Genomic DNA, 19,170 nt, shown 5'->3' with positions numbered 1-19,170 from the left:
CCCCGCCGGAAAGTGCGCCAGGGTGTTGGGAGAAGTCCGGCGTTCCGCTAACATGGCGCCCCCAGGCGGGCCGCATGCGGTGGCCCGCCTCGATGAAGGAGCCGCCTTGTCCCACGGAACGATTGCCACCATCCTGCCGCTCGCCGCGATCACGGCCACCGGCATGCTCGCCATGGATCTGTACCTGCCGGCCGTCCCCGCGATGCAGAGCGGGCTCGCGCTGTCGGTCAGCCAGGCGCAGATGACCATCGCCATCTTCCTGGTCGGGCTGGCGGTATCGCAGCTCGTGTGGGGCGAGCTGCTGCACTGGTTCGGGCCGAAGCGCTGCGTCGCGGCGGGCCTTGGCGCGCTGGTGCTGGCCAGTTTCGGCTGCGCGGTGGCACCGGACCTGTCGGTGCTGCTGGTGCTGCGCCTGATCCAGGGCATCGCTGCCGGGGCCTCCACCGTCGTGGTGCCCACGGTGGTGCGCGCCACGCTGCCCGAGCAGGATGGGGTGAGGGGCATTGCCGCGATCTCGATGATCGAGGCCATCATCCCGGCCGCCGGTCCGGTGCTCGGTACCGCGCTGCTGCTGGTGGTCGACTGGCGGGCGACCTTCGCCATCATCGGTGCGATTGGCCTCATCGCCGCGCCGTTCGCACTGCGGGCGACGCCGGCGGCACTGCCGGGCGAACAGGGGCCGGATCGCCAGGGTGCCGTGACCGCGTACCGCGCGTTGCTGTCGAACGCGCGCTTCCTGCGTCTGTCGGTGTCGCACGCCTTGTCCTTCGCCGCGCTGATCACCTTCGTCGCCAGCGCCCCGCAGGTCCTGCCGCTGCTGTCCGGGGTAGGCGACGCGGGCTTCGCGATCGCGCAGGTGTGCGGTGTATCCGGCTTCATTGTCGCGGCGAGCCAGGCCGGACGCGTCCATCGCGCGCTCGGCGCCCGCGCGGCGATCCGCCTCGGCGCGGCGCTGCATGCGTTGCTCTGCGTGCTGCTGTGCGCGGCGTGGTATGGCGGCGTGCTGCATTTCGCCGGGCTGCTGGTGTTCTGGACCGGCTTCTGCGCGGTGCTGGGCATCCGCGGGCCGACCGCGTTCAGTGAAGCGCTGGCGGTGCCGGCAGCGCAAATGGGCCGGGCGTCGGCCCTGATGGTGCTGGCGCTGCTCGCCGTGGGCGGATTGGCGATCCAGTTGACCGCGCCGTTTCTCGTGACGGCAGGGCTTGGCGCCGTCGGCGTATCGATGGCCTTGCTGTGCCTGTCCAGCCTGGCGCTGATCGCGCGCTATCCCGAGCGGCCCGCGACGGCGGCCGCTGCCGACGCCACGGATTCGAACGAGGCGCGGGGCGCCGCCTGAGGCGGAATGCCGCGATGAACCCAAAAAAAGCGCCCCCGAGGGGGCGCAAGCAGGCTTCGTCCAGGTTGCCCGTGTCGATAAGGGGTAGGGAGCCGGCGCGCCTCGCGGGCGGCGCCGACTGCCAAGGTCAGAAACGATAGGTCACGCTGCCCACCACGGTCCGCCGCGCACCGAAATAGCAATCGCCGCGCGCAAGACAGGTGCCGATGTACTCGCGGTCGAACAGGTTGTTGACGTTCAGCGCCACCCGCACCGGCCCGTGGTCGTAGGCCAGCAGCGCGTCGAACAGCGTCACGCCGCCCACGCGTCTGTTGTCCGTGCCATCGTAGCTGGGGCCGTTGTAGCGCACGCCCCCGCCCACCGTGAAGCCGGGCCGGTCGAACAGCGTGAAGCGGTAGCCCGCCCACAGAGAAGCCATGTGCGACGGGATGCTGGCAAGCCGCAGGCCCGCCTGTCCGGGGCTGCCCGCGATGACCTTCGGATCCAGGTAGGTATAGCTGGCGACCAGGTCGATGCGGTTGCGCAGCGAGGCCAGCGCCTCGATCTCGAAGCCGCGCGTGCGGGCCTCGCCAATCTGTACCCGGTCCGCTACGCCGTTCACCACGCCACTGGCCAGACGGTTTTCCTCGCGCATGTCGAACACCGCCGCCGTGACGGTTGCGTTCTGGCCCGGCACCTTGTACTTCAGGCCGGCTTCCCACTGCTTGCCCCGCAACGGCTTGAACGGCTGGCCCGCCAGGCTGAAGCCCGCCTGGCCCTGGAAGGACTCGGAATAGCTCAGATACGGGTTCAGGCCGAAGTCCGAGCGGTACATCACGCCGGCGCGCTTGGTCAGTTCGCTATCGTCGCGCGAGGCGGACGGCGTGTTGTCCTGCGCCGCGCGGGACCAGTCGTGGCGCAGGCCCAGCATCAGCAGCCATTTGTTCCACTCCAGCTGGTCCTGCAGATAGACCCCGGTCTGGATCTGCTTGCTTTCGTTCAGCGCCCGCAGCGTCGGCATGACGTAATTGCCGTAGACCGGATTGAAGACGTCGATCGGCGCGGCACTGCCTCCCGTGCCCTGGCTGCCGTCGGTCGCCGCGTGCTGGTAGTCCATGCCCGCCAGCACCGTGTGCCGCACCGCCCCGGTGACGAAGTTCGCCTGCGCCTGGGTATCGACCGTCAGCGAGCGCAGCGTCGGCTTGTTCCAGTAGACGGTGCGCGCCAGCAGCGTGTCGCTGCCCGGTACCCAGCCGTGATTGGCGCCGTTGAAGCCCGCCGCATAGATGCTGCGGTAATCCACCTTGCTGTGCGAGTAGCGCAGGTTCTGGCGGAAGGTCCACGTGTCGCTGGCCTTGTGCTCGAACTGGTAGCCGATCGCCGCCTGTTCCGCGCGGAAGCGGTCGAAGCCTGGCTCGCTGACGAAGAAGCCGGTCGGAATCTGGCCCGCGGGGTTGCCGTAGAGCGTGCCGCGCCACGGCAGGAAGCCCGCGGTGGTATTGCTGTCGTCGCGCTGGAAGTTGGCCAGCAGCGTCAGCGAGGTATCCGCGTTCGGCCGCCACGTCAGCGACGGGGCGATCAGGTAGCGATTGTCGTCGGCATAGTCGACCTGGGTACCGCTGTCGCGCGCCAGCGCAACCAGCCGGTACAGCCATTTGCCCTCCGCATCGAGCGGGCCGGTCAGGTCGGCCTGTACCTGCTTGCGGTCATGGTTCCCGAACTGCACGCCGATCTCGCGCGCTGTCTCGCGCTGCGGGCGCTTGCTGACCAGGTTCAGGATGCCGCCGACCGCGCCCTGGCCGAACAGCATCGCCGACGGTCCGCGCAGCACGTCGATCCGTTCCAGCGCGTAGACGTCGGTGCGGACGTTGTTGTAGAAGCCCACCTGGTTGAGCAGGCCATCCTGGTACTGGGTGAAATCCGCGCCGCGAAACCGTCCCCAGTCGCCGCGATTGTCGTTGCCATAGAGGCCGGCACGGACGCCGGCGGTGTAGTTCAGCGCCTGCTGCACCGATTGCGCGCCCTGCGCCTCGATGCGGTCGCGCGTGATGACCGTGATGGACTGGGGCGTTTCCATGACCGGCGTATCGGTCTTGGTCGCGGTGGCGCTGCGGTCGGCGACGAAGCCGATCACCGGCCCCGTCGCCGTCTCGTCGCCGCCTGCCCGCACGGTGACGGCCGGCAATTCGGCCGCAATGGCCTGGGGGTCCGCCTGCTGCGCCCAGCTCAGCCCCGCCGCCTGCAGGCCGAGCGCAAGTACCGAGAGGCGGCTGCCACGCCGTCGGCGTCGCAGCGGGGAGCAGGAAACGGGCAGTGTCTTCATGGTCATCCTATAGTTCTTGGGGACGCTGTCGAAGCAAAATTAAATACGAATGATTCTCAAAAGCGTTCGCATTGTAACGGCATGTGACAACCCTGCAAAGCCAAATATGAATTGGTGGCATCACCTTTGCCGCGGCCGGGGAAACCGCATGCACGGCCCATCCGCCGATGACGGCGCGGCTTCAGCGAGGACGCCAATGACTGACCGGTCCACCTTCCCGTCGACCTTCGCCGACCGGCGCGAGGCCGGCATCCATCTGGGCCGTCATCTGGCGCAGCTTGGCTATGGCAGCGGCGGCGCGGCCGGCGCCGGGCCGCTGGTGCTCGCCCTGCCGCGCGGCGGCGTGCCAGTGGCTTTCGAGGTGGCGCGGGCACTGAACGGCCAGCTGGACATCCTGCTCGTGCGCAAGATCGGCGCGCCGGGCTATCCGGAACTGGCGCTGGGGGCCGTCGTGGAAACCGATACCCCAGGCGTCTGCCATACCGTCGTGAACGAAGACGCCTGGAGCCAGCGGCTACGCGACAGCGGGGCCTTCGCGCTGGAGCGTGAGCGCCAGCTGGTCGAACTGGCCCGGCGGCAGCAGCGCTATCGCGAGGGGGCGCCGGTGGCCGCGATGCGCGGGCGCACCGTCATCGTCGTGGACGACGGCGTCGCCACCGGAGCCACCATGCGCTCCGCGCTGGAAAGCGCACGCATGGCCGGTGCCCGGCGCGTGGTCGCCGCCGTCCCGGTAGCGTCGCAGGAAGGACTGGACAGCCTGCGCCAGTCCGCCGACGTCTGCATCAGTCTGCTGGTGCCGCCGGGGTTTGGCGCGGTGGGGGCGTTCTATGACGACTTCGACCAGACCACAGATGAGGAGGTGATGGGTCTGATGAGAGAGTCGGGACGGGGGGCCGAGGGGGCATGAGGCGTTCGTACTGCCATCTCGAGCGCCGGGCGGCTTGCGCCGCCAGCCCAGTCAGACTGATAGTCGGCGCCGGAGGTGCACGGGACGTTGGGGAAAGAGATCCAGATAAAAGCCAGCGCTTGTAAAGCCCAAATACAACGTGGAAGTTGTATGCAGTGTTTTGGGGCACTAAGCCACCGGCAACAGCTCTGGCGCCGAAGGGAGGGGGCCCCCAGTCATCCTCCACTGGCCTGCGCAAGTGCAGGAATGAGGGGCAGCGGTTCAATTTGAACCGCAGATATCGCATCCTTCATGAAGACCCGCACAGCGTTGGTAGAGCAGAGCCGCTTGAAATATCGTGCCCCGTGAGCAGCTCTGTAGATTTGCGGCGTAGCGCTGCAGCACCACCCCAGTGTGTCAAGAACTTCGGCGTGCAAGTTCTTTAGGCTTCCAACAGAGTGTGTCCAATTTGGCTCGCTTCCCGTCAGCCTATGTGGCTTCCAGACGGGCTCGTAGTGCGAGATGTGGTTTCGCAAATCCCGGACCTTTTTCAGGGTATTGACGAGCTTCGCCACGTTGGACGCTTCACTCCAGTGCTTGGGAGTGCTGTGGGGATGCCGGGAGAAAATGTTGGTGAGCAATCGCGGCCGTTCTCGTTGATTCAGGCTCTCCAAGAAAGCCGGCCAAAAGCCGAAGGATAACGTCGCTACAACCTGGTCAGGCGCAGGTTGCACCGCTTTCCGCAGCGGCGCTGAACCCGGCCGGTGATCGTAGAGAAGCGCCGTTATCTTATCTTTGGATTTGCCTTGTATCCTGAACGCATCCGACCTGGTGTAGTCGTACCAAGGGTGTGAGGTACTAGCGCCCTTCGAGGAGAATAAGGACGCCTCCCGGTGGACCGCATTCCGCAGAACGATTTCGACCGTGGAGACCAAGGGTGTGAACGCGGCCGCGATTGCTTGACCCCAAAGGTAAGCGCCGAGCAGCTCGCGCTCGGACGAGCAACGAAAGAACGTCCGATAGGGATCCAGCCTGGGCTTACCTACTGTGTTAAGGAACCCGGCGATCGTAGCGTCAGTGACGATGGCCTCCTGTTCGGCGGCTTGCGGCACTGATTCGGTCGTGTTCGACATTGAGTTGCGATGTAGTTTAGGCTTGATTCCGACAGTCAAGTCGGATAAGATACCTCGCGTAGGCAACTGCGATCCCACTCCCGCTCCTGTAGCTTGCTTCGGGAACCTAAGCCGGTGACGCCGCAGTCTGCGAAAGAGTCGAAAAGCCACCTTCGGGTGGCTTTTGGCTTTCTGTGGCTCAGTGTACCGCATGAGCGCCACCTTGGCCGCTCCCGCCTACCCGGCAGGCACTGACAAGGCGGCCGTGTCATTGCGTCATGCCGTTCGCTGCCCTGCCGCCAACCGCCCCTTCAAATGGGCCACCAATCCCCCCGCCCGCAGCATCTCCAGCAGGAAATCCGGAATCGGCTCGCAGTCGACGCGCCGCCCGTCCTCGAGCATCACCGCCGCCTTCTCCAGGTCCAGCGTGGCGGCCGCCCCGTCGGCCAAGGTGCTGGTATCCCGGCAGACCAGCACCGGCAGCCCGAGATTGATCGCATTGCGATAGAACAGCCCGGCGAACGATGGAGCCAGCACGGCCGCGACCCCCAGGTAGCGCAGGGCCTGTGGCGCCTGTTCCCGGGAGGAACCAACGCCGAAGTTCTCGCCCGCCACGATGATGTCGCCGCGGCGCACGCCTTGCGGAAACTCGGGCCGAAGCACGGCCAGGCAATGCCGGGCGATCTGCTCGATGCCGCTCTTCATCTGCGTACCGGGGGCCATTGCGTCGGTGTCGACGTTGTCGCCGAAGCGCCAGATGCGCCCGGGCAGAATCGGGTTGGGAGTCGCCTCGCTCATCACAGCATCGTCCTGGGATCGGTAATCCGGCCCGTCGCGGCGGAAGCCGCCACGGTCATCGGCGAGGCAAGCCATACGGCGCTGCCTGCGTCGCCCATCCGTTCGGCGAAATTGCGGGCGGTGGAGGCGATGGCCCGGGTGCCGGCCTTGAAGCGGGTCGGCCCGTAGCCGGCGCAGGCGTTGCACGCATTGGGCAGCAGCTGCGCGCCGGCATCGAGCAACACCTGCAACGTGCCTTCGCGCTGGGCCTGCTGCTGATCTCGCAGCGAGGCGGGCGCCAGCTGCAGGGCGACGCCCGGTGCCACACGGCGCCCGCGCAGGACGCGGGCGGCCATGCGCATGTCCTCCAGCTTCGCGCCGGTGCAGGCGCCGATATAGGCCAGGTCGACCGGCTCGCCCGCCGATTCCGCGACCGGCGCGCTGTTGGCAGGCGAATGGGGCCGCGCAACCTGCGGGGCCAGCATGGATGCATCGAAGCGATGCAGCTCGGCCACGGACGCACCCTCGTCGCTGCGCCAGCGGTCCAGGTCGATGCCGGCGAGCGTGGCCGCCGGCACGCCGGCCGCCGCCAGCCAGTCCATCGTGACGCCATCGGGCGCGATCAGGCCGGTCTGCGCGCCCAGTTCGGCGCTCATATTGGTCAGGGTCATCCGCTCCTGCATCGGCAGTGCCTGCACCGCCGACCCCGCGTATTCGATCGCCTCGTAGCGCCCGCCGCCCAGTCCCAGCCGTGCGCACAGGAACAGCATGATGTCCTTGGCGCTGACCCCGTCGGCCAGCCGGCCATCCCACTGAATGCGGATCGTCTGCGGCACCCGCAGCCAGATTTCGCCCGTCACCAGCACGCCGGCCATTTCGGTTGCGCCGATGCCGAACATATAGGCCCCAAAGGCGCCGCCCGTGGGGCTATGGCTGTCGCCGCCCACGATGAAGCGCCCCGGCAGCACATGGCCGTGCTCCGGCAGCACGACATGGCAGATGCCTTCGGCGTCGATCAGATGCGGTAGCTTCTGCTGCCGCGCCCAGTCCCGCGTGAACTGCACGATGGCCTCGGCCTGTGGATCGGCGGCAGGAATGAAGTGGTCGGTGACCAGCACATAGCGCTGTGGATCCCAGACGCTTGCCCCCAGTTCCTCGAGCAGCGGCGCGACGCGGCGCGGCCCGCTGGAGTCGTGCGACATGGCCAGATCCACCTTGCAGGTCACCACCGTGCCCGGCACCACGGTTTCCATGCCGGCGGCGCGCGCGACCAGCTTCTGCGCGAGGGTGGCAGGCGGGACTGATGACTGCCTCATTCCACCGTCGCCCCGGAGTAGCGGACCACCTTGGCCCAGCGCTTGACGTCCTCGCGGACAAAGGCGGCGAATTCGTCCGGGGCACTGCCTACCGCGTCCGCCCCGTCGGTCTCCAGCCGCTTCGCCACCGCTGGCGCTTGCAGCCCCTTGCGCGCAGCCTGATACACCGCTCGCGTGATCTCGGGCGGCAGCCCCGCCGGACCGAACAGCCCGAACCAGGCATTGGATTCGAATCCCTTCACTGTCGCACCGATCGGCGCGACACCGGGCAGCTGCGGCAGCGGTTTCGGGCTGGTGACGCCCAGCGCCTTCAGACGGCCCGCCTTGATATGCGGCAGCACGTTCAGGGTACTGCCGAACATCAGGTCTACCTGCCCGGCCAGCAGGTCCGTCACCGCGGGGGTGGTGCCCTTGTACGGAATATTGACGATATAGGTGCCGGTCATCATCTTGAACATGTCGCCGGCCATGTGCAGCGAGGAGCCAAGCGCGCCAATGCCGAAATTCAGCTTGCCGGGTCGGGACCTGGCCAGCTGGATCAACTCCGACACGTTGTTGGCGGGCAGCGACGGATTGGCGACCAGCACGCTGGGCACACTGGCCACCAGCGTGATCGGCGTGAAATCGGCGATCGGGTCGAACGGCAGCTTGCGGTACAGCGTCGCATTGATGGTATGGCTGGTGAAGCTCATCAGCAGCGTCGTGCCGTCCGGCTCGCTCTTGGCAACCATGTCGGCCGCGATATTGCCGCCGGCGCCGGGGCGGTTTTCCACGACGACCGGCTGCCCGAGGATGCGGGCCATTTCCTGGCCCACCGCCCGGGCCAGCGTGTCGGTGGTGCCGCCGGGAGGGGCGCCCACCAGTATGCGGATCGGCTTGCCGCCGGCAATGGCGCCGCCCGCCTGTTCCGCCGCGGCCGCAGGGAGCACCGCGGGCAACAGGGTGGCGGTCAGCGCGAGCAACAGGCTGCGCCGCACGCCCTGGCGCCGCGAGGGGGTGAGGACAACCGGGCAGGATCCGGGGTTCTGATCGAAAGGCATTGCGCGTTGTCTCCTGTGGGTTTGATATGTCGCGCAGGGGTCGATGCTTGCCGTCGGGTCAGTCCCGCAAGCCGGCTTGTCCGCCGTTCTCGACCCAGACGTTGGCGCTGTCCCCGCCCGCGGGTGAGAGTTCCATCCGGTACTCATAGCGGTCTGGCCGGTACTGCCCGAGCAGCAGCTGGATTGGCCGCCCCGACTTGTCCTGCACCACACGGCGCGTGGCGAGCAGCGCTGCGCCGACCGGCACGTCGAGCAGCGGCGCGACCACCACGTCGGCCAGGCGCGCCGACAGCACCTGCGTGGCGCGGCCCAGCTTGAGACCGCCGCGGCTTTCCAGCAGCCGCAGCATCGGGCTGTGTTCGAGCGCATCCCAGGTCAGATGACGGCCCAGGTCGGCGGGCAGGTAGACCGTGATGTGCGACAGCGGCGCGCCGTGATAGTGGCGCAGCCGCACGACCTTGGTGACCGGGGCGCCCGGCTCCAGAGCGAGCGATGCCGCGACATCGGGCGGTGCCTGCACCTCGTCGATCGACAGGACCTTGACCGAGGTCTTCTCGCCCATGTCGATCAGGTTGTCCAGCAGGCTGGCCGGACGCTCCGTCGCGGCCGTCGCCGGTCTGACCGGGTGAGGGTTGACGAAGGTACCGAGGCCCCGATGACGGCGCACCAGCCCCTCCTGCACGAGGCGGTCGAACACCCGTCGCATCGTCACCCGCGAGGCCTGGAACTGCTTGGCCAGGTCGATCTCTCCCGGCAGCGGGCCCTGGCCGAAACGGCCCTCGACAATCTGTTGGCGCAGTACCACGTAAATCTGGTGATACAGGGGAACAACGGCTTCAGTCATGGTTTCCCTTTCCGCAACGGCATCAGGTCGGAAATAGTTCTAATGTACTTTAAATCAGACATTGGACAAAGACGATCAATGTAGCCGGCGCGGCCGCGCTTCTCCAGTCTCTCCCCGGCCAAGTCCCTGGACGGCGTGCCAGCAACGGAATCGCGGCGCTGTCCGTGCGCCGGCCCACGCAAGCCCATATCCATGCGAGCCGGTTCGCGGCCTGGCCAACACAGTCGTTTTGCGACACTGCGAACGACGTGGATGAAAAAACACCACGCTGGGGCGAGCATCTTTTGCTGTTTCAGCGGAGTAACGCCGTGAAGACCCGCCGCTCGATCTCCATTTTCAGCCGGGCTCCCCGCCAACGCCCTTCACCGTACTGGCTTTGCGGCCTTCCCAGTCGCTCCGCCTCGTCGCTCCACTTTCTCCCGCACTGTCTCACAAGCGTGACATGTCGATTTGAATGCACGTGCCCGGAACGCCGCCGTTGCACTCAAACGGGGATTTTGCACCCTGCCAGCACATTTTTTCCATTGATTTAAAAGGAAAAAATGCTTTTGGCTGGCGCTTTGGCACCGAATATGCGCGGGGGGCTTCGGTTCGGCCCCATGCCCAACCTGCGTCTGGCGCACCGCTTCCCGAACGTAGTGGCGCCGGCGACGACACCGGAAAACCCTCCTGGAGTTTCGTATGAAAAAGACCTTACTCGCTTCCGCCATCGCGCTGGCCCTCGGCACTGCCGGCCAGGCGTTCGCGCAGCAGTCCAACACCGCAGAGCGCAGAGTCGATGGAGACAACATCCAGTCCACTGCCGCGGTTAACACCCAGACGGGTGCCGGGCCGCAGGCGAACGAGTATTCCGAGGCGTATCAGGACAACAGCACCTCCACCATCAATCGCAACGACACCAGGACCACCAACAAGACCGCCTCCGACAACGCGGGCCGGGCCTGGAACGCCGCCGGCTATGGCAATGCCGCGGCGAACAACGGCGGCACGGCCAATGCCAACTTCGCCAATGCGTTCAATACCAGCACCGCCGTGGCGGCGACGCGTCTGTCCGGCACGGTCAGCGGTCTGACCGTCAGCCACATCGGCAACGTGGCGCTGCAGGCCGGCAATGCCAGCGGCGGAGTGGGGGGCCGTGGCGGCAATGGCACCGGCGGCGCGGCCTACGGTGGCACCGGCGGTGACGGCGGCAATAGCGGTGCGGGCGGCAACGGCGGCAATGGCGGCAGCGGTGGCAGCGCCACGGTCGGCAGCTCCACGGCTGGCGATGCCAGCAACGGCAGCTCGACGGCAGGACGCGGCGGCTACGGCGGTCAGGCGACCGGTACCGCCGGCACGGGCGGCACCGGCACCGGCCGGGGTGGCGGCGCGCTCAGCGCGAGCCTGGGCGCCGGCGGCCTCGGCGGTCTGGCTGGCGGCGCGGGCGGCAGCAGCGCGGCCGGCAGTGCATCGGGCGGTGGCGATGGCGGCGCCTCGGATTCGACCGGCCGCGGCTCGCTGGCCGGTAGCGGCAGCGATGCGGCCGCGACCGGCGGCACCTCGACGTCGACCGGCGGCGCGGGTTCGGGCGGCACCAACGGCGCGGTGACGGCCAGCGGCGGCGCGGGCACCGGCACCGGCGGAGCCGGCGGGGCCGGCACCGGCGGCGCCGCGACCGCGACGGCAGGCGCGGGCCCTGGCACGGGCGGCGCGGGCGGCGCGCAGAACAGCGTGGCCGGTAACGGCGGGGCAGGTGGCAACGCCTCCAATGGCGGCGCGACCACCACGGCGAGCAATGGCAACTCGACGGCCGGCAACGGTGCGGTCGGGGCCGCCGGCGCATCCAGCGGCGCGGGTGGCGCCGGTGGCGCGGGCGCGGGCGGCACCGGCGGCGTGGGCAACGGTGCGGCCGGCGGCGCGGGCGGGGCAGGTGGCAATGCCCTGGCCGATGCGGGCACCTTCAATATGTCCAATGCCATGACAAGCGTCGGCCAGTCCGCTGCCGGCGTGATGATCGCCAACCAGAACAGCGGCCTCGGCTCTCTGGTGCAGCAGGCGGTCACGGTGCAGGCCAACCTGGCGGTCGGTCGCTAAGCCGATGCGCGGCGGCTGACGGCTTCGGCGCGCGAAGCGGGAGCGGCCTCCCGCCGTGCGCGCCGTGGCTGTCCACTGCGCGTCGCCTGCCGATGTCCTGTCAACAGCAGCAACCCTGCGCCGCGGCAGCCCCGCCGCGCGCAGGAACGAGGAGGCCTTCATCATGCGTTCGAATCGCATCGCCGCCGCTACGCTGACGGCGATCCTGCTGGTGTGGCCGGCGGTTGACGCCGCCGCTTCGGCGCTGGAGCCACATGCGGCGCCTGCCCATGCCGATCCCGCGACACCATCAGGAACAAAATCGGCGACTCCGCAAGCCGAGCCGTCGGCCCGGTTCGGCGCGCCACTGGACACCGAGCGGCTGGCGCAGATCCGAGGCGGCGCCGAACTGGTCGTCAACGACATGCAACTGGCCGGCACGGTCGCCGATAACGTGGCCAACCGCGTGATCACCGGCAGCAATGCCATTACCGAGGGTGCCTTTGCCAATGCCAGCGGCCTGCCGACGGTCATCCAGAACACCGGCGCCAATACGCTGATCCAGAGCGCGACCATCCTGAACGTGCAGTTCCAGCCATGACGCTTCGAAGGCTTGCGACGCTGGCGCTGCCGCTGCTGATCGCCGCGGGTGCGTTCGCGCCCCCGGGACAGGCGGCGGATGCCGTCATTCCCATCCTCGGCGGCGAATACAAGGTCCGCACGGTCAGCCTGAAGGAAGCGCGCTTTCGCACCACCATCCGCCAGCAATACGACTTCAGCTGCGGATCGGCCGCCATCGCGACCTTGCTGACCTACCAGTACGGCCACCCGGTGACCGAAGCCGAAGTCTTCCAGCAGATGTACCTGCGCGGCGACCGCGCCAAGATCCAGCAGGAGGGCTTCTCGCTGCTGGACATGAAGCGCTTCCTCGAATCGCGCGGCTACATGGCCGATGGCTTCGAGCTGCCGCTGTCCAAGCTGGAGGAAACCCAGGTCCCGGCCATCGTGCTGGTGGTCGAGAACGGCTATCACCATTTCGTCGTCGTGAAGGGCGTGCGTGGCGACCGCGTGCTGGTCGGCGATCCGGCGCTGGGCACGCGGGCACTGTCGCGAGCGCATTTCGAGCGCATCTGGGACAGCCAGTTGCTGTTCGTGATTCACAACCGGACCGAGCAGGCCCGCTTCAATCAGTCCGCCGACTGGCGCGTCGCGCCGACCGGGCCGTACTGGATGGGCGTGAACCGGGACAGCCTGTTCTTCACCGTCATGCCGAGGAACGGCGCGGGCGACTTCTAGGAGCAATCATGGATATCGATTGCGGCGAACCGGTGCGGCGCCGCTGCCCATGGCGGAGTGGATTGACATGGACGGTGGCCGTCCTCGGCGCGGCGACCTATGCCGCCGCGTCGATCGCGTCCGCCCCGGTGGCCGGCACCGCGTCGGCCCTGAACCCGTTGACCGGCCAGGACCTGCCATCGGCCCGCGACGCGATGGCCCATTGGCAGCCGGTCGACAGCGAGCGTCTGGACGCCTTGCGCGGCGGCTTCGAAACCGGCGGTCTGCAGGTCTCGTTCGGCATCTCGCGCGCGGTCTATGTCAATGGCGACCTGGTGGTGTCCACCAGTCTGGTCATTCCCGACGTCAGCCGCATCACCTCCGAACAGGCCGCGCGCCTGGCCTCGGCGCTGCAGAACACCGCCACCGCGGGAGCCAACGCGGCAGCGGCGGGCGCGGCGGCGGGGCAGACCGCTGCCGATGCCGCCAATGCGGCCGTCAGCGCGGCGCTTGGCGGACTGGCGAGCGCCACCTCGGGCGGCACGGCGCCTGCACCGGGCGGCCTGGCCGGCAATGGCGGCACCGCCGCGCCTGGCACCGCCGCGTCCGCGCCCCCCAATCCCGCTGCAATCGCCCAGCCCGGGCAAACGGCGGCGCCCGTGCCGCCCCCGCTTGCTGCCACGCCGCCGGCGGCGGTGCTGCCCGATGCGCCGGCAGCCGTGATCGGCACCGCCACCGGCACAGTGGCCACCAATGGGCTGCTCAATCTGGTGCAGAACGGGCCGGGCAACCGCTTCGATGCCGCATCGCTGGCCGGCACGCCGGCGACGGTGATCCAGAACACCTTGAACAACCAATCGATCCAGAGCTTGCTGACCATCGACGCGGGGGTGAACACGCTGCAGGCCTTCCGCGCCGGAGTCGTCGGCGCAGCGTTGGATAGCGCACTGCAGCGGGCAGCGAGCCTGCGGTAGAACACCGCAACCATGCAGGCAGCGGACGCCTGCCCAATCAGTCCGTCCCCGGGGGAGACAACGATGAACAACGCTTCGATGCGAGGCATTCGTAGCGCGGGGTGCTCGACGCTGCTGCTGCTGGGAGGGCTGGCACACGCACAGACCGTCGACCCACCGGATACCGCGGCCAGGGTGGAGGCGCTGCAGCGCGAGGTCGCCGAACAGGCGGCGGCGCTGGAGGCGATGCGGCGTTCGATGGCGCTGCAGGAGCAGACCATCCGGGAACTGCGCGGCGTGCTCGGGCTGGACGCGCTGGCCACCCGGCGCGGCGGCCAGCGTGCGCCTGCAGTGACCGGCGGCGACATGGCCACCGGCGCGGCGGCAGCGCAGGCCGGCGCCAGCGGCATGACGGGCCTGCCCAATACCACCAACGTACCGGTCGATCCCCGCCAGGCTCCGGCCGGTCCCACGGCTGGCCCCTCGGGCGGCACGCCGGCCACCCCGGCGATGGTGGCGCAAGCGCAGGAGCCGGTCGGCAAGCCGCCCGAAGCGCCGACCCGTCCGCCGGAAATCGCGCCCATCTTCGATCAGCCAGGGGTGCTCACGCCGCAGGGCAAGCTCGTCGTCGAACCGGCGTTCCAGTACGGCTACTCGTCGAACAACCGCGTCGCGCTGGTCGGCTATACGGTCATCCCGGCCATCCTGATCGGGCTGATCGACGTGCGCGAAGTCAAGACATCCACCTATGTCACCTCGGTCGCCTTCCGCTACGGCCTGACCAAGCGCCTGGAGATCGAGGCCAAGGTGCCGTACGTGCGCACCTCCGGCTCGACCATCAGCCGGGAGGTCTTCACCGGCAGTGCCGTCGACAACGTATTCGATTCGAGCGGCAGCGGCCTGGGCGACGTGGAAGCGACGCTGCGCTATCAGCTCAACTACGGCAACGACCGCATGCCGTTCTTCATCGGCTGGCTGCGCTACAAGTCCAATACCGGCCGCAGCCCCTTCGATGTCGTCACCGATTGCGTGCAGCGCTGCGTCGGCAATACCACCGGCACCGGCCTGCCGCTGGGACAGCCCACCGGCACCGGCTTCCAGGCCATCCAGCCCGGGCTGACCTGGCTGCTGCCAACCGATCCCGCCGTGTTCTTCGGCACCATCAGCTACCTGCACAATTTCGCCCGGGACGGGCTCAGCCGCACGGTACTGAATGGCGAGAAGGAACCGCTGGGCAAGATCGCGCCCGGCGGCATCCTTGGCTTCAACTTCGGCATGGGCCTGTCGCTGAACGAGCGCGCGTCGTTCAGCATCGGTTATGACCAGAGCATCATCTGGCCGACCAAGCAGAACGGACAGACCGTCCCCGGCTCGGTGCGCATCACGCAAGGCACCTTGCTGGTCGGCTACTCCTACCGGTTCACCAATCGCTACACGCTGAACGTCTCGGTGGGAGCCGGCCTGACGCGCGATACGCCGGACGTCCAGGTCAACGTGCGGTTGCCGATCACGTTCTGAAGGCAACCTCGGGAGGAGCGAGCGGCGGCGTTGGCCCCCCGCTCCTTGCGGTTGCCCGACCCGTGACGTACAACGAAGGGACCGGACCCCGCATGGGTTGTCCGGTGCCGCGGGACCATCGTGATCCCGGGGGCGCGGATGGAGGACTCGCCATGCGCAAGCGTATCTACTGGCTCCTGCCGGATGTGCACAGCGCCCGCCGCACGATGGACGATCTGCTGCTCGCCCGCATCGAACACCGGCACATGCATTTCGTCGCTCGCGACGGCGAGGACATGAGCGGGCTGCATGAAGCCAATCTGTTCCAGACCTCCGATATCGTGCACGCCGCCGAACTGGGCCTGATCGTAGGCGGCGGTGTCGGCGTGGTCGCTGGCGCGGTTGTCGCGATGTTCCCCATCGTCAGCGACACGCCGCAATGGGGCCTGGTGGGCGTGCTCGCCGTGCTGGGCGCGATGTTCGGCGCCTGGGTGTCGAGCATGATCGGCAGCTCCGCCCCGAACAGCCGGCTTCGCTCGTTCACCAGCGACATTGCAGAAGGACGCATCCTGCTGATGGTCGACGTGCCCCGCGGCCGCATCGAGGAAATCGAAACCCTGCTGCGCAACGCCCACCCCGAGGCGCGCTTTGCCGGCATGGATCCGGCGGTGCCTGTATTCCCCTGACGTCACGGATGTGACCGGCATGGCGGCTGCGGTATAGTTGCCGCCATGCCCGCCGCCACTCCCGTTTCCTCCGCCAGCCCCAGCGCGACCACGCATCCCTTCTCGTTGCAAGGCCGGGTCGCCCTGATCACCGGCGGCGCGCAGGGTCTTGGATTCGAGATCGCGGCGGCAATGCACAACGCCGGCGCCACCGTACTGCTGGCCGCGCGCAACCCGCAGCGGCTCGCGCAGGCGGCGCAGAGCCTGGGCACCGGCGCGCATGCGCTGCCGCTCGACATCAACGACGAAGCGGCCGTGGCGCAGGCGGTCGAGGCGATCGGCAACCGGCACGGCCGGCTGGACATCCTCGTCAACAATGCCGGCGCGCGCAACCGCCAGTCGATGGCGGCGCTCGACACGTCCGATCTGCGCGCGATGATGGAAACCAACCTCGTCGCGCCCTATCACCTGTGCCGGCTCGCGTCGGCCTGGATGCAGCGCGGCGGCTATGGGCGCATCGTCAACGTCAGCTCCATCGCCGGGCAGGTCGCGCGTGCCAACGACGTGCTCTATCCGGTCACCAAGGGGGCGCTGGACGCGCTGACGCGCGCGCTTGCCGCCGACCTGGGCGCCCATGGCATCACCGTCAATGCGATTGCGCCCGGCTACTTCGCTACCGAGGCCAACCGCGCCATGGTGGACGACGAGGGCGTGGGCAACTGGTTGCGCCAGCGCACCTCGCTCGGCCGCTGGGGCGAACCGGCGGAAATCGCCGGCGCCGCCGTCTTCCTCGCCTCGCCGGCCGCCTCGTATGTCACCGGCCACGTGCTGGCTGTCGACGGCGGCTATCTGGGCCACTTCTGAGGGGCCAACCGGCGCCTCGAGCGCCGATCGGCGCGTCCCCGTATCAACCCTCGAACAGCGGCAGCGCGGATTGGGCTGGATCGACGCGGCGGCGTGCGGCCGGTTTTGCAATGCGGGGCGAGGACGTCATGCCCAGCGGGGCGGCGGTGGGCGCAAGGGCCGCCAGGTCCAGCGGCCGCAGCGCGAACACCGGCCGCGCCGACAGCGGCACCGCGTCGGCCAGCAGCCGGTGCAGGTGCGGCAACAGGATCAGGTAGATGTCGAGGTCGAAGCGTGCCGGTTCGCCCAGGCGCTGCGCCGCCTCTTCGAGCGACGCGGCATCGCCCAGATAGCACCAGTTCTCCAGCACGTGCCAGGCCGCTCGCGGATGGTCGCTCTCCCGCCAGGCCACTGCGCCCTCGAAGGGCCAGGGCTGCACGGCAAAGGGCGCGAGGGCGGTGGCAAGCCGTGCTCGATGCGCCAGCAGCGATTCATCGCCGGTGCAGGCCCCGGCGCAGCGATGCAGCTGGCGAGCGAAGCAGGGAAGGCCGGGGCGCGCACGCGGCTCGATGCCCAGCGTCGCCAGACAAAGGCCGTGCTCGTCCGCCAGCTCGCGCAGGCGCGCCTGCGCCCCGCCCCTGCCCGTACTGACCGCGAACAGGGCCCGGTGCCGGCTGAAATCGGTATCGCGGTCCGACCGCAGCCGGGGGACCGGCAGGTTCTCCGGCAGCTCCCAGGCGAACAGCGCGCCCTTGCGACGCAGCAGCACGTTATGCAGCGGTGCCATCCGCTTGATCAGCCAGGACTCCTGCAGCAACGCGCCCACTTCTCCGCCGGTCTCGCGCCATTCCACGCGCCGCACCGAGCGCGACAGCCGCAATTCACGCGCGTGTTGATGGTCGCCCGAGAAATGCGCGCCGATGCGCTGGCGCAGATTGACGCTCTTGCCGATATAGAGCGGCACGTCGTTGTCGCCATGGAAGAGGTAGATGCCCGCTCCGCTGGGTACGGCATCCAGCGCGGTTTCTTCCAGCCCCGCGGGCAGGCTCGCCCGGCGCACCAGCGACCGTACTGCCGCATTGATCAGTTCGGCCGAATAGCGGCCATGAATGCGTTGCCAGAACTGCCACAGCAGCTCCGCATCCGCCAGCGCACGGTGGCGTCCCTTCGGTTGCAGCCCGAAGCGGGCGATCAGCGCGTCCAGCCCATGCCGCTCCACCGACGGGAACAGCGACCGCGACAGCCGGACCGTGCACAGCACGTCCGCGCGGAACGTAATGCCGGCGCGCCGGAACGCCTGCTTCAGGAAGCCATAGTCGAAGCGCGCGTTGTGCGCGACGAACAGCTTGCCCTGCAGCCGCTCCGCCAGCCCCTCGGCCAGCGATTCAAAGGTCGGCTGGCCACGCACCATCTCGTTGGTGATGCCGGTCATCGACTGGATAAAGGGCGGGATGCCGCAGCCCGGGTCCAGCAGCGTGTCCCACTCCGTCACGCCCTGCGGTCCGACCTCCACCACGCCGATCTCGGTGATGCGGTCGCGCTGGGCGTCGGAGCCGGTCGTCTCGAGGTCGACGAACACGATCGAACGCGACAGCGAGGCGGCCAGCGCCAGCGGGTCCACTTCCCGGATCGCCAGGTCGTCGCCGGAGGGAAAGGGGCCGAACTGGTCCAGGGAGAATGCTGAGGTCGAGGGCATGCGCCGATTCTAATCGGGCGGTCGCTTCAGCGTGCGGCTGACCGCGGCATGCCGACGCGCTGTCAATATTGAATATGACGCTTCGTGCTCACGAAAAAAACTTCTCGGAAGGGGCTTGCGTTCGCTTTCATGCTCCCTTAATATTCGCCCCCTCGCTGCTGAACACGCAGCGGGGTCAGCGGAAAGGGAGACGCAAAGCGGCTCCCGCAGGTGTGCAGAAGAAGGACCGCACCTGCCGCGCAACGAGCGATGCTCTGAAAAAAGTTGCGCGAAACGGTTGACGAGAAGCGAAAACGTCTGCATAATCTCATTTCTCTGCTGCTGACGCAGCAACGCAAGACGGCAGGCAGCACGACGTGCTGCGCGGCTCGAAGCGACAGGCTCTTTAACAACACGAACAACCGATAAGTGTGGGCGCTTGATAGCGGAGCGAACCGCCGAGGACTTCGGTCTTTGGCGTAGCTCAAAAGTTATCAGTGCTCGCACAGCAAAACGTGGCTTTATCTGTGTCAAGCAGATGGAGCCAGTCAGTTTTCTGAGAGTGAGCGACCGCTCGAAAGAGCGAGGTCCTTCGGG

The 19,170-nt window shown here is 68.1% G+C and carries 16 protein-coding genes; 9 read left to right on the top strand and 7 right to left on the bottom strand.

The window, feature by feature from the left end; all coding sequences use genetic code 11:
- The first annotated feature begins 106 nt into the window (after positions 1–106).
- The gene (locus K6V06_RS07320) at positions 107–1,336 is read left to right on the top strand and encodes an MFS transporter (RefSeq protein ID WP_222241621.1); all 1,230 of its coding nucleotides are present in this window, start codon (positions 107–109) and stop codon (positions 1,334–1,336) included.
- Positions 1,337–1,463: 127 nt separating this feature from the next.
- Here K6V06_RS07320 and K6V06_RS07315 read toward each other — a convergent pair whose 3' ends face one another.
- Entirely contained in the window at positions 1,464–3,638 is a 2,175-nt protein-coding gene (locus tag K6V06_RS07315) for a TonB-dependent siderophore receptor (protein ID WP_222241619.1), read from the bottom strand.
- A gap of 196 nt (positions 3,639–3,834) precedes the next feature.
- On the opposite strand from K6V06_RS07315, the gene K6V06_RS07310 reads away from it, so the two are divergent.
- A complete protein-coding gene (locus K6V06_RS07310; protein ID WP_222241617.1) occupies positions 3,835–4,545 on the top strand; it encodes a phosphoribosyltransferase in 711 nt (236 codons plus the stop codon).
- A 215-nt stretch (positions 4,546–4,760) separates the two neighbouring features.
- Here the strand turns inward: K6V06_RS07310 and K6V06_RS07305 are convergent, their stop codons facing one another.
- The 5 genes from K6V06_RS07305 to K6V06_RS07285 form a co-directional block, all read right to left on the bottom strand.
- Positions 4,761–5,657 carry an Abi family protein gene (locus K6V06_RS07305; protein ID WP_222241615.1) on the bottom strand — a complete coding sequence of 299 codons (897 nt, stop codon included), beginning with the start codon at positions 5,655–5,657 and terminating at the stop codon, positions 4,761–4,763.
- A 255-nt stretch (positions 5,658–5,912) separates the two neighbouring features.
- On the bottom strand, positions 5,913–6,434 hold the full coding sequence (locus K6V06_RS07300) for a 3-isopropylmalate dehydratase (protein WP_222241613.1): 522 nt from the start codon (positions 6,432–6,434) through the stop codon (positions 5,913–5,915).
- Positions 6,434–7,729 carry a 3-isopropylmalate dehydratase large subunit gene (locus K6V06_RS07295; RefSeq protein ID WP_222241611.1) on the bottom strand — a complete coding sequence of 432 codons (1,296 nt, stop codon included), beginning with the start codon at positions 7,727–7,729 and terminating at the stop codon, positions 6,434–6,436. The genes K6V06_RS07300 and K6V06_RS07295 overlap by 1 nt, the downstream gene beginning before the upstream one ends.
- Complete coding sequence (locus K6V06_RS07290) at positions 7,726–8,769, bottom strand: tripartite tricarboxylate transporter substrate binding protein (RefSeq protein WP_222241601.1); 1,044 nt, start codon at positions 8,767–8,769, stop codon at positions 7,726–7,728. The genes K6V06_RS07295 and K6V06_RS07290 overlap by 4 nt, the downstream gene beginning before the upstream one ends.
- Positions 8,770–8,827: 58 nt before the next feature.
- Positions 8,828–9,613, bottom strand: a complete 786-nt coding sequence (locus tag K6V06_RS07285; RefSeq protein WP_222241599.1) for a GntR family transcriptional regulator — start codon at positions 9,611–9,613, stop codon at positions 8,828–8,830.
- 681 nt (positions 9,614–10,294) lie between these two features.
- Between K6V06_RS07285 and K6V06_RS07280 the strand changes: the two genes are divergently transcribed.
- The 7 genes from K6V06_RS07280 to K6V06_RS07250 all read left to right on the top strand — a co-directional run bounded on the left by K6V06_RS07280 (position 10,295) and on the right by K6V06_RS07250 (position 16,919).
- Positions 10,295–11,686 carry a hypothetical protein gene (locus K6V06_RS07280; RefSeq protein ID WP_222241598.1) on the top strand — a complete coding sequence of 464 codons (1,392 nt, stop codon included), beginning with the start codon at positions 10,295–10,297 and terminating at the stop codon, positions 11,684–11,686.
- Between the two features lie 163 nt (positions 11,687–11,849).
- Positions 11,850–12,266 (top strand): hypothetical protein, encoded by a 417-nt coding sequence (locus K6V06_RS07275; protein ID WP_222241596.1) that lies wholly within the window; start codon positions 11,850–11,852, stop codon positions 12,264–12,266.
- A complete protein-coding gene (locus K6V06_RS07270; protein ID WP_222241594.1) occupies positions 12,263–12,961 on the top strand; it encodes a C39 family peptidase in 699 nt (232 codons plus the stop codon). The genes K6V06_RS07275 and K6V06_RS07270 overlap by 4 nt, the downstream gene beginning before the upstream one ends.
- An 8-nt stretch (positions 12,962–12,969) precedes the next feature.
- The gene (locus K6V06_RS07265) at positions 12,970–13,914 is read left to right on the top strand and encodes a flagellin (RefSeq protein ID WP_222241592.1); all 945 of its coding nucleotides are present in this window, start codon (positions 12,970–12,972) and stop codon (positions 13,912–13,914) included.
- 63 nt (positions 13,915–13,977) lie between these two features.
- The gene (locus K6V06_RS07260) at positions 13,978–15,411 is read left to right on the top strand and encodes an acetate kinase (protein WP_222241590.1); all 1,434 of its coding nucleotides are present in this window, start codon (positions 13,978–13,980) and stop codon (positions 15,409–15,411) included.
- A gap of 152 nt (positions 15,412–15,563) precedes the next feature.
- A complete protein-coding gene (locus K6V06_RS07255) occupies positions 15,564–16,076 on the top strand; it encodes a DUF1269 domain-containing protein (protein ID WP_222241588.1) in 513 nt (170 codons plus the stop codon).
- Between the two features lie 45 nt (positions 16,077–16,121).
- The gene (locus K6V06_RS07250; RefSeq protein WP_222241586.1) at positions 16,122–16,919 is read left to right on the top strand and encodes an SDR family oxidoreductase; all 798 of its coding nucleotides are present in this window, start codon (positions 16,122–16,124) and stop codon (positions 16,917–16,919) included.
- A 43-nt stretch (positions 16,920–16,962) separates the two neighbouring features.
- Here K6V06_RS07250 and K6V06_RS07245 read toward each other — a convergent pair whose 3' ends face one another.
- A complete protein-coding gene (locus K6V06_RS07245) occupies positions 16,963–18,594 on the bottom strand; it encodes a 3'-5' exonuclease family protein (protein WP_222241584.1) in 1,632 nt (543 codons plus the stop codon).
- Between the last annotated feature and the right edge of the window lie 576 nt (positions 18,595–19,170).

The sequence above is a fragment of the Cupriavidus sp. AU9028 genome (genome assembly GCF_019795295.1).
In the GTDB taxonomy this organism is placed as follows: Bacteria; Pseudomonadota; Gammaproteobacteria; order Burkholderiales; family Burkholderiaceae; genus Cupriavidus.
The sequence above is the reverse complement of the archived record's forward strand: the minus strand, read 5'-3'. Positions and strand labels throughout refer to the sequence as shown.

Bases quoted from the DNA above. Each gene is read 5' to 3' on its own strand.
- K6V06_RS07315 (WP_222241619.1), bottom strand. From the start codon at position 3,638: ATGAAGACACTGCCCGTTTCCTGCTCCCCGCTGCGACGCCGACGGCGT.
- K6V06_RS07310 (WP_222241617.1), top strand. From the start codon at position 3,835: ATGACTGACCGGTCCACCTTCCCGTCGACCTTCGCCGACCGGCGCGAG.
- K6V06_RS07305 (WP_222241615.1), bottom strand. From the start codon at position 5,657: ATGTCGAACACGACCGAATCAGTGCCGCAAGCCGCCGAACAGGAGGCC.
- K6V06_RS07300 (WP_222241613.1), bottom strand. From the start codon at position 6,434: ATGAGCGAGGCGACTCCCAACCCGATTCTGCCCGGGCGCATCTGGCGC.
- K6V06_RS07295 (WP_222241611.1), bottom strand. From the start codon at position 7,729: ATGAGGCAGTCATCAGTCCCGCCTGCCACCCTCGCGCAGAAGCTGGTC.
- K6V06_RS07290 (WP_222241601.1), bottom strand. From the start codon at position 8,769: ATGCCTTTCGATCAGAACCCCGGATCCTGCCCGGTTGTCCTCACCCCC.
- K6V06_RS07285 (WP_222241599.1), bottom strand. From the start codon at position 9,613: ATGACTGAAGCCGTTGTTCCCCTGTATCACCAGATTTACGTGGTACTG.
- K6V06_RS07280 (WP_222241598.1), top strand. From the start codon at position 10,295: ATGAAAAAGACCTTACTCGCTTCCGCCATCGCGCTGGCCCTCGGCACT.
- K6V06_RS07275 (WP_222241596.1), top strand. From the start codon at position 11,850: ATGCGTTCGAATCGCATCGCCGCCGCTACGCTGACGGCGATCCTGCTG.
- K6V06_RS07270 (WP_222241594.1), top strand. From the start codon at position 12,263: ATGACGCTTCGAAGGCTTGCGACGCTGGCGCTGCCGCTGCTGATCGCC.
- K6V06_RS07265 (WP_222241592.1), top strand. From the start codon at position 12,970: ATGGATATCGATTGCGGCGAACCGGTGCGGCGCCGCTGCCCATGGCGG.
- K6V06_RS07260 (WP_222241590.1), top strand. From the start codon at position 13,978: ATGAACAACGCTTCGATGCGAGGCATTCGTAGCGCGGGGTGCTCGACG.
- K6V06_RS07255 (WP_222241588.1), top strand. From the start codon at position 15,564: ATGCGCAAGCGTATCTACTGGCTCCTGCCGGATGTGCACAGCGCCCGC.
- K6V06_RS07250 (WP_222241586.1), top strand. From the start codon at position 16,122: ATGCCCGCCGCCACTCCCGTTTCCTCCGCCAGCCCCAGCGCGACCACG.
- K6V06_RS07245 (WP_222241584.1), bottom strand. From the start codon at position 18,594: ATGCCCTCGACCTCAGCATTCTCCCTGGACCAGTTCGGCCCCTTTCCC.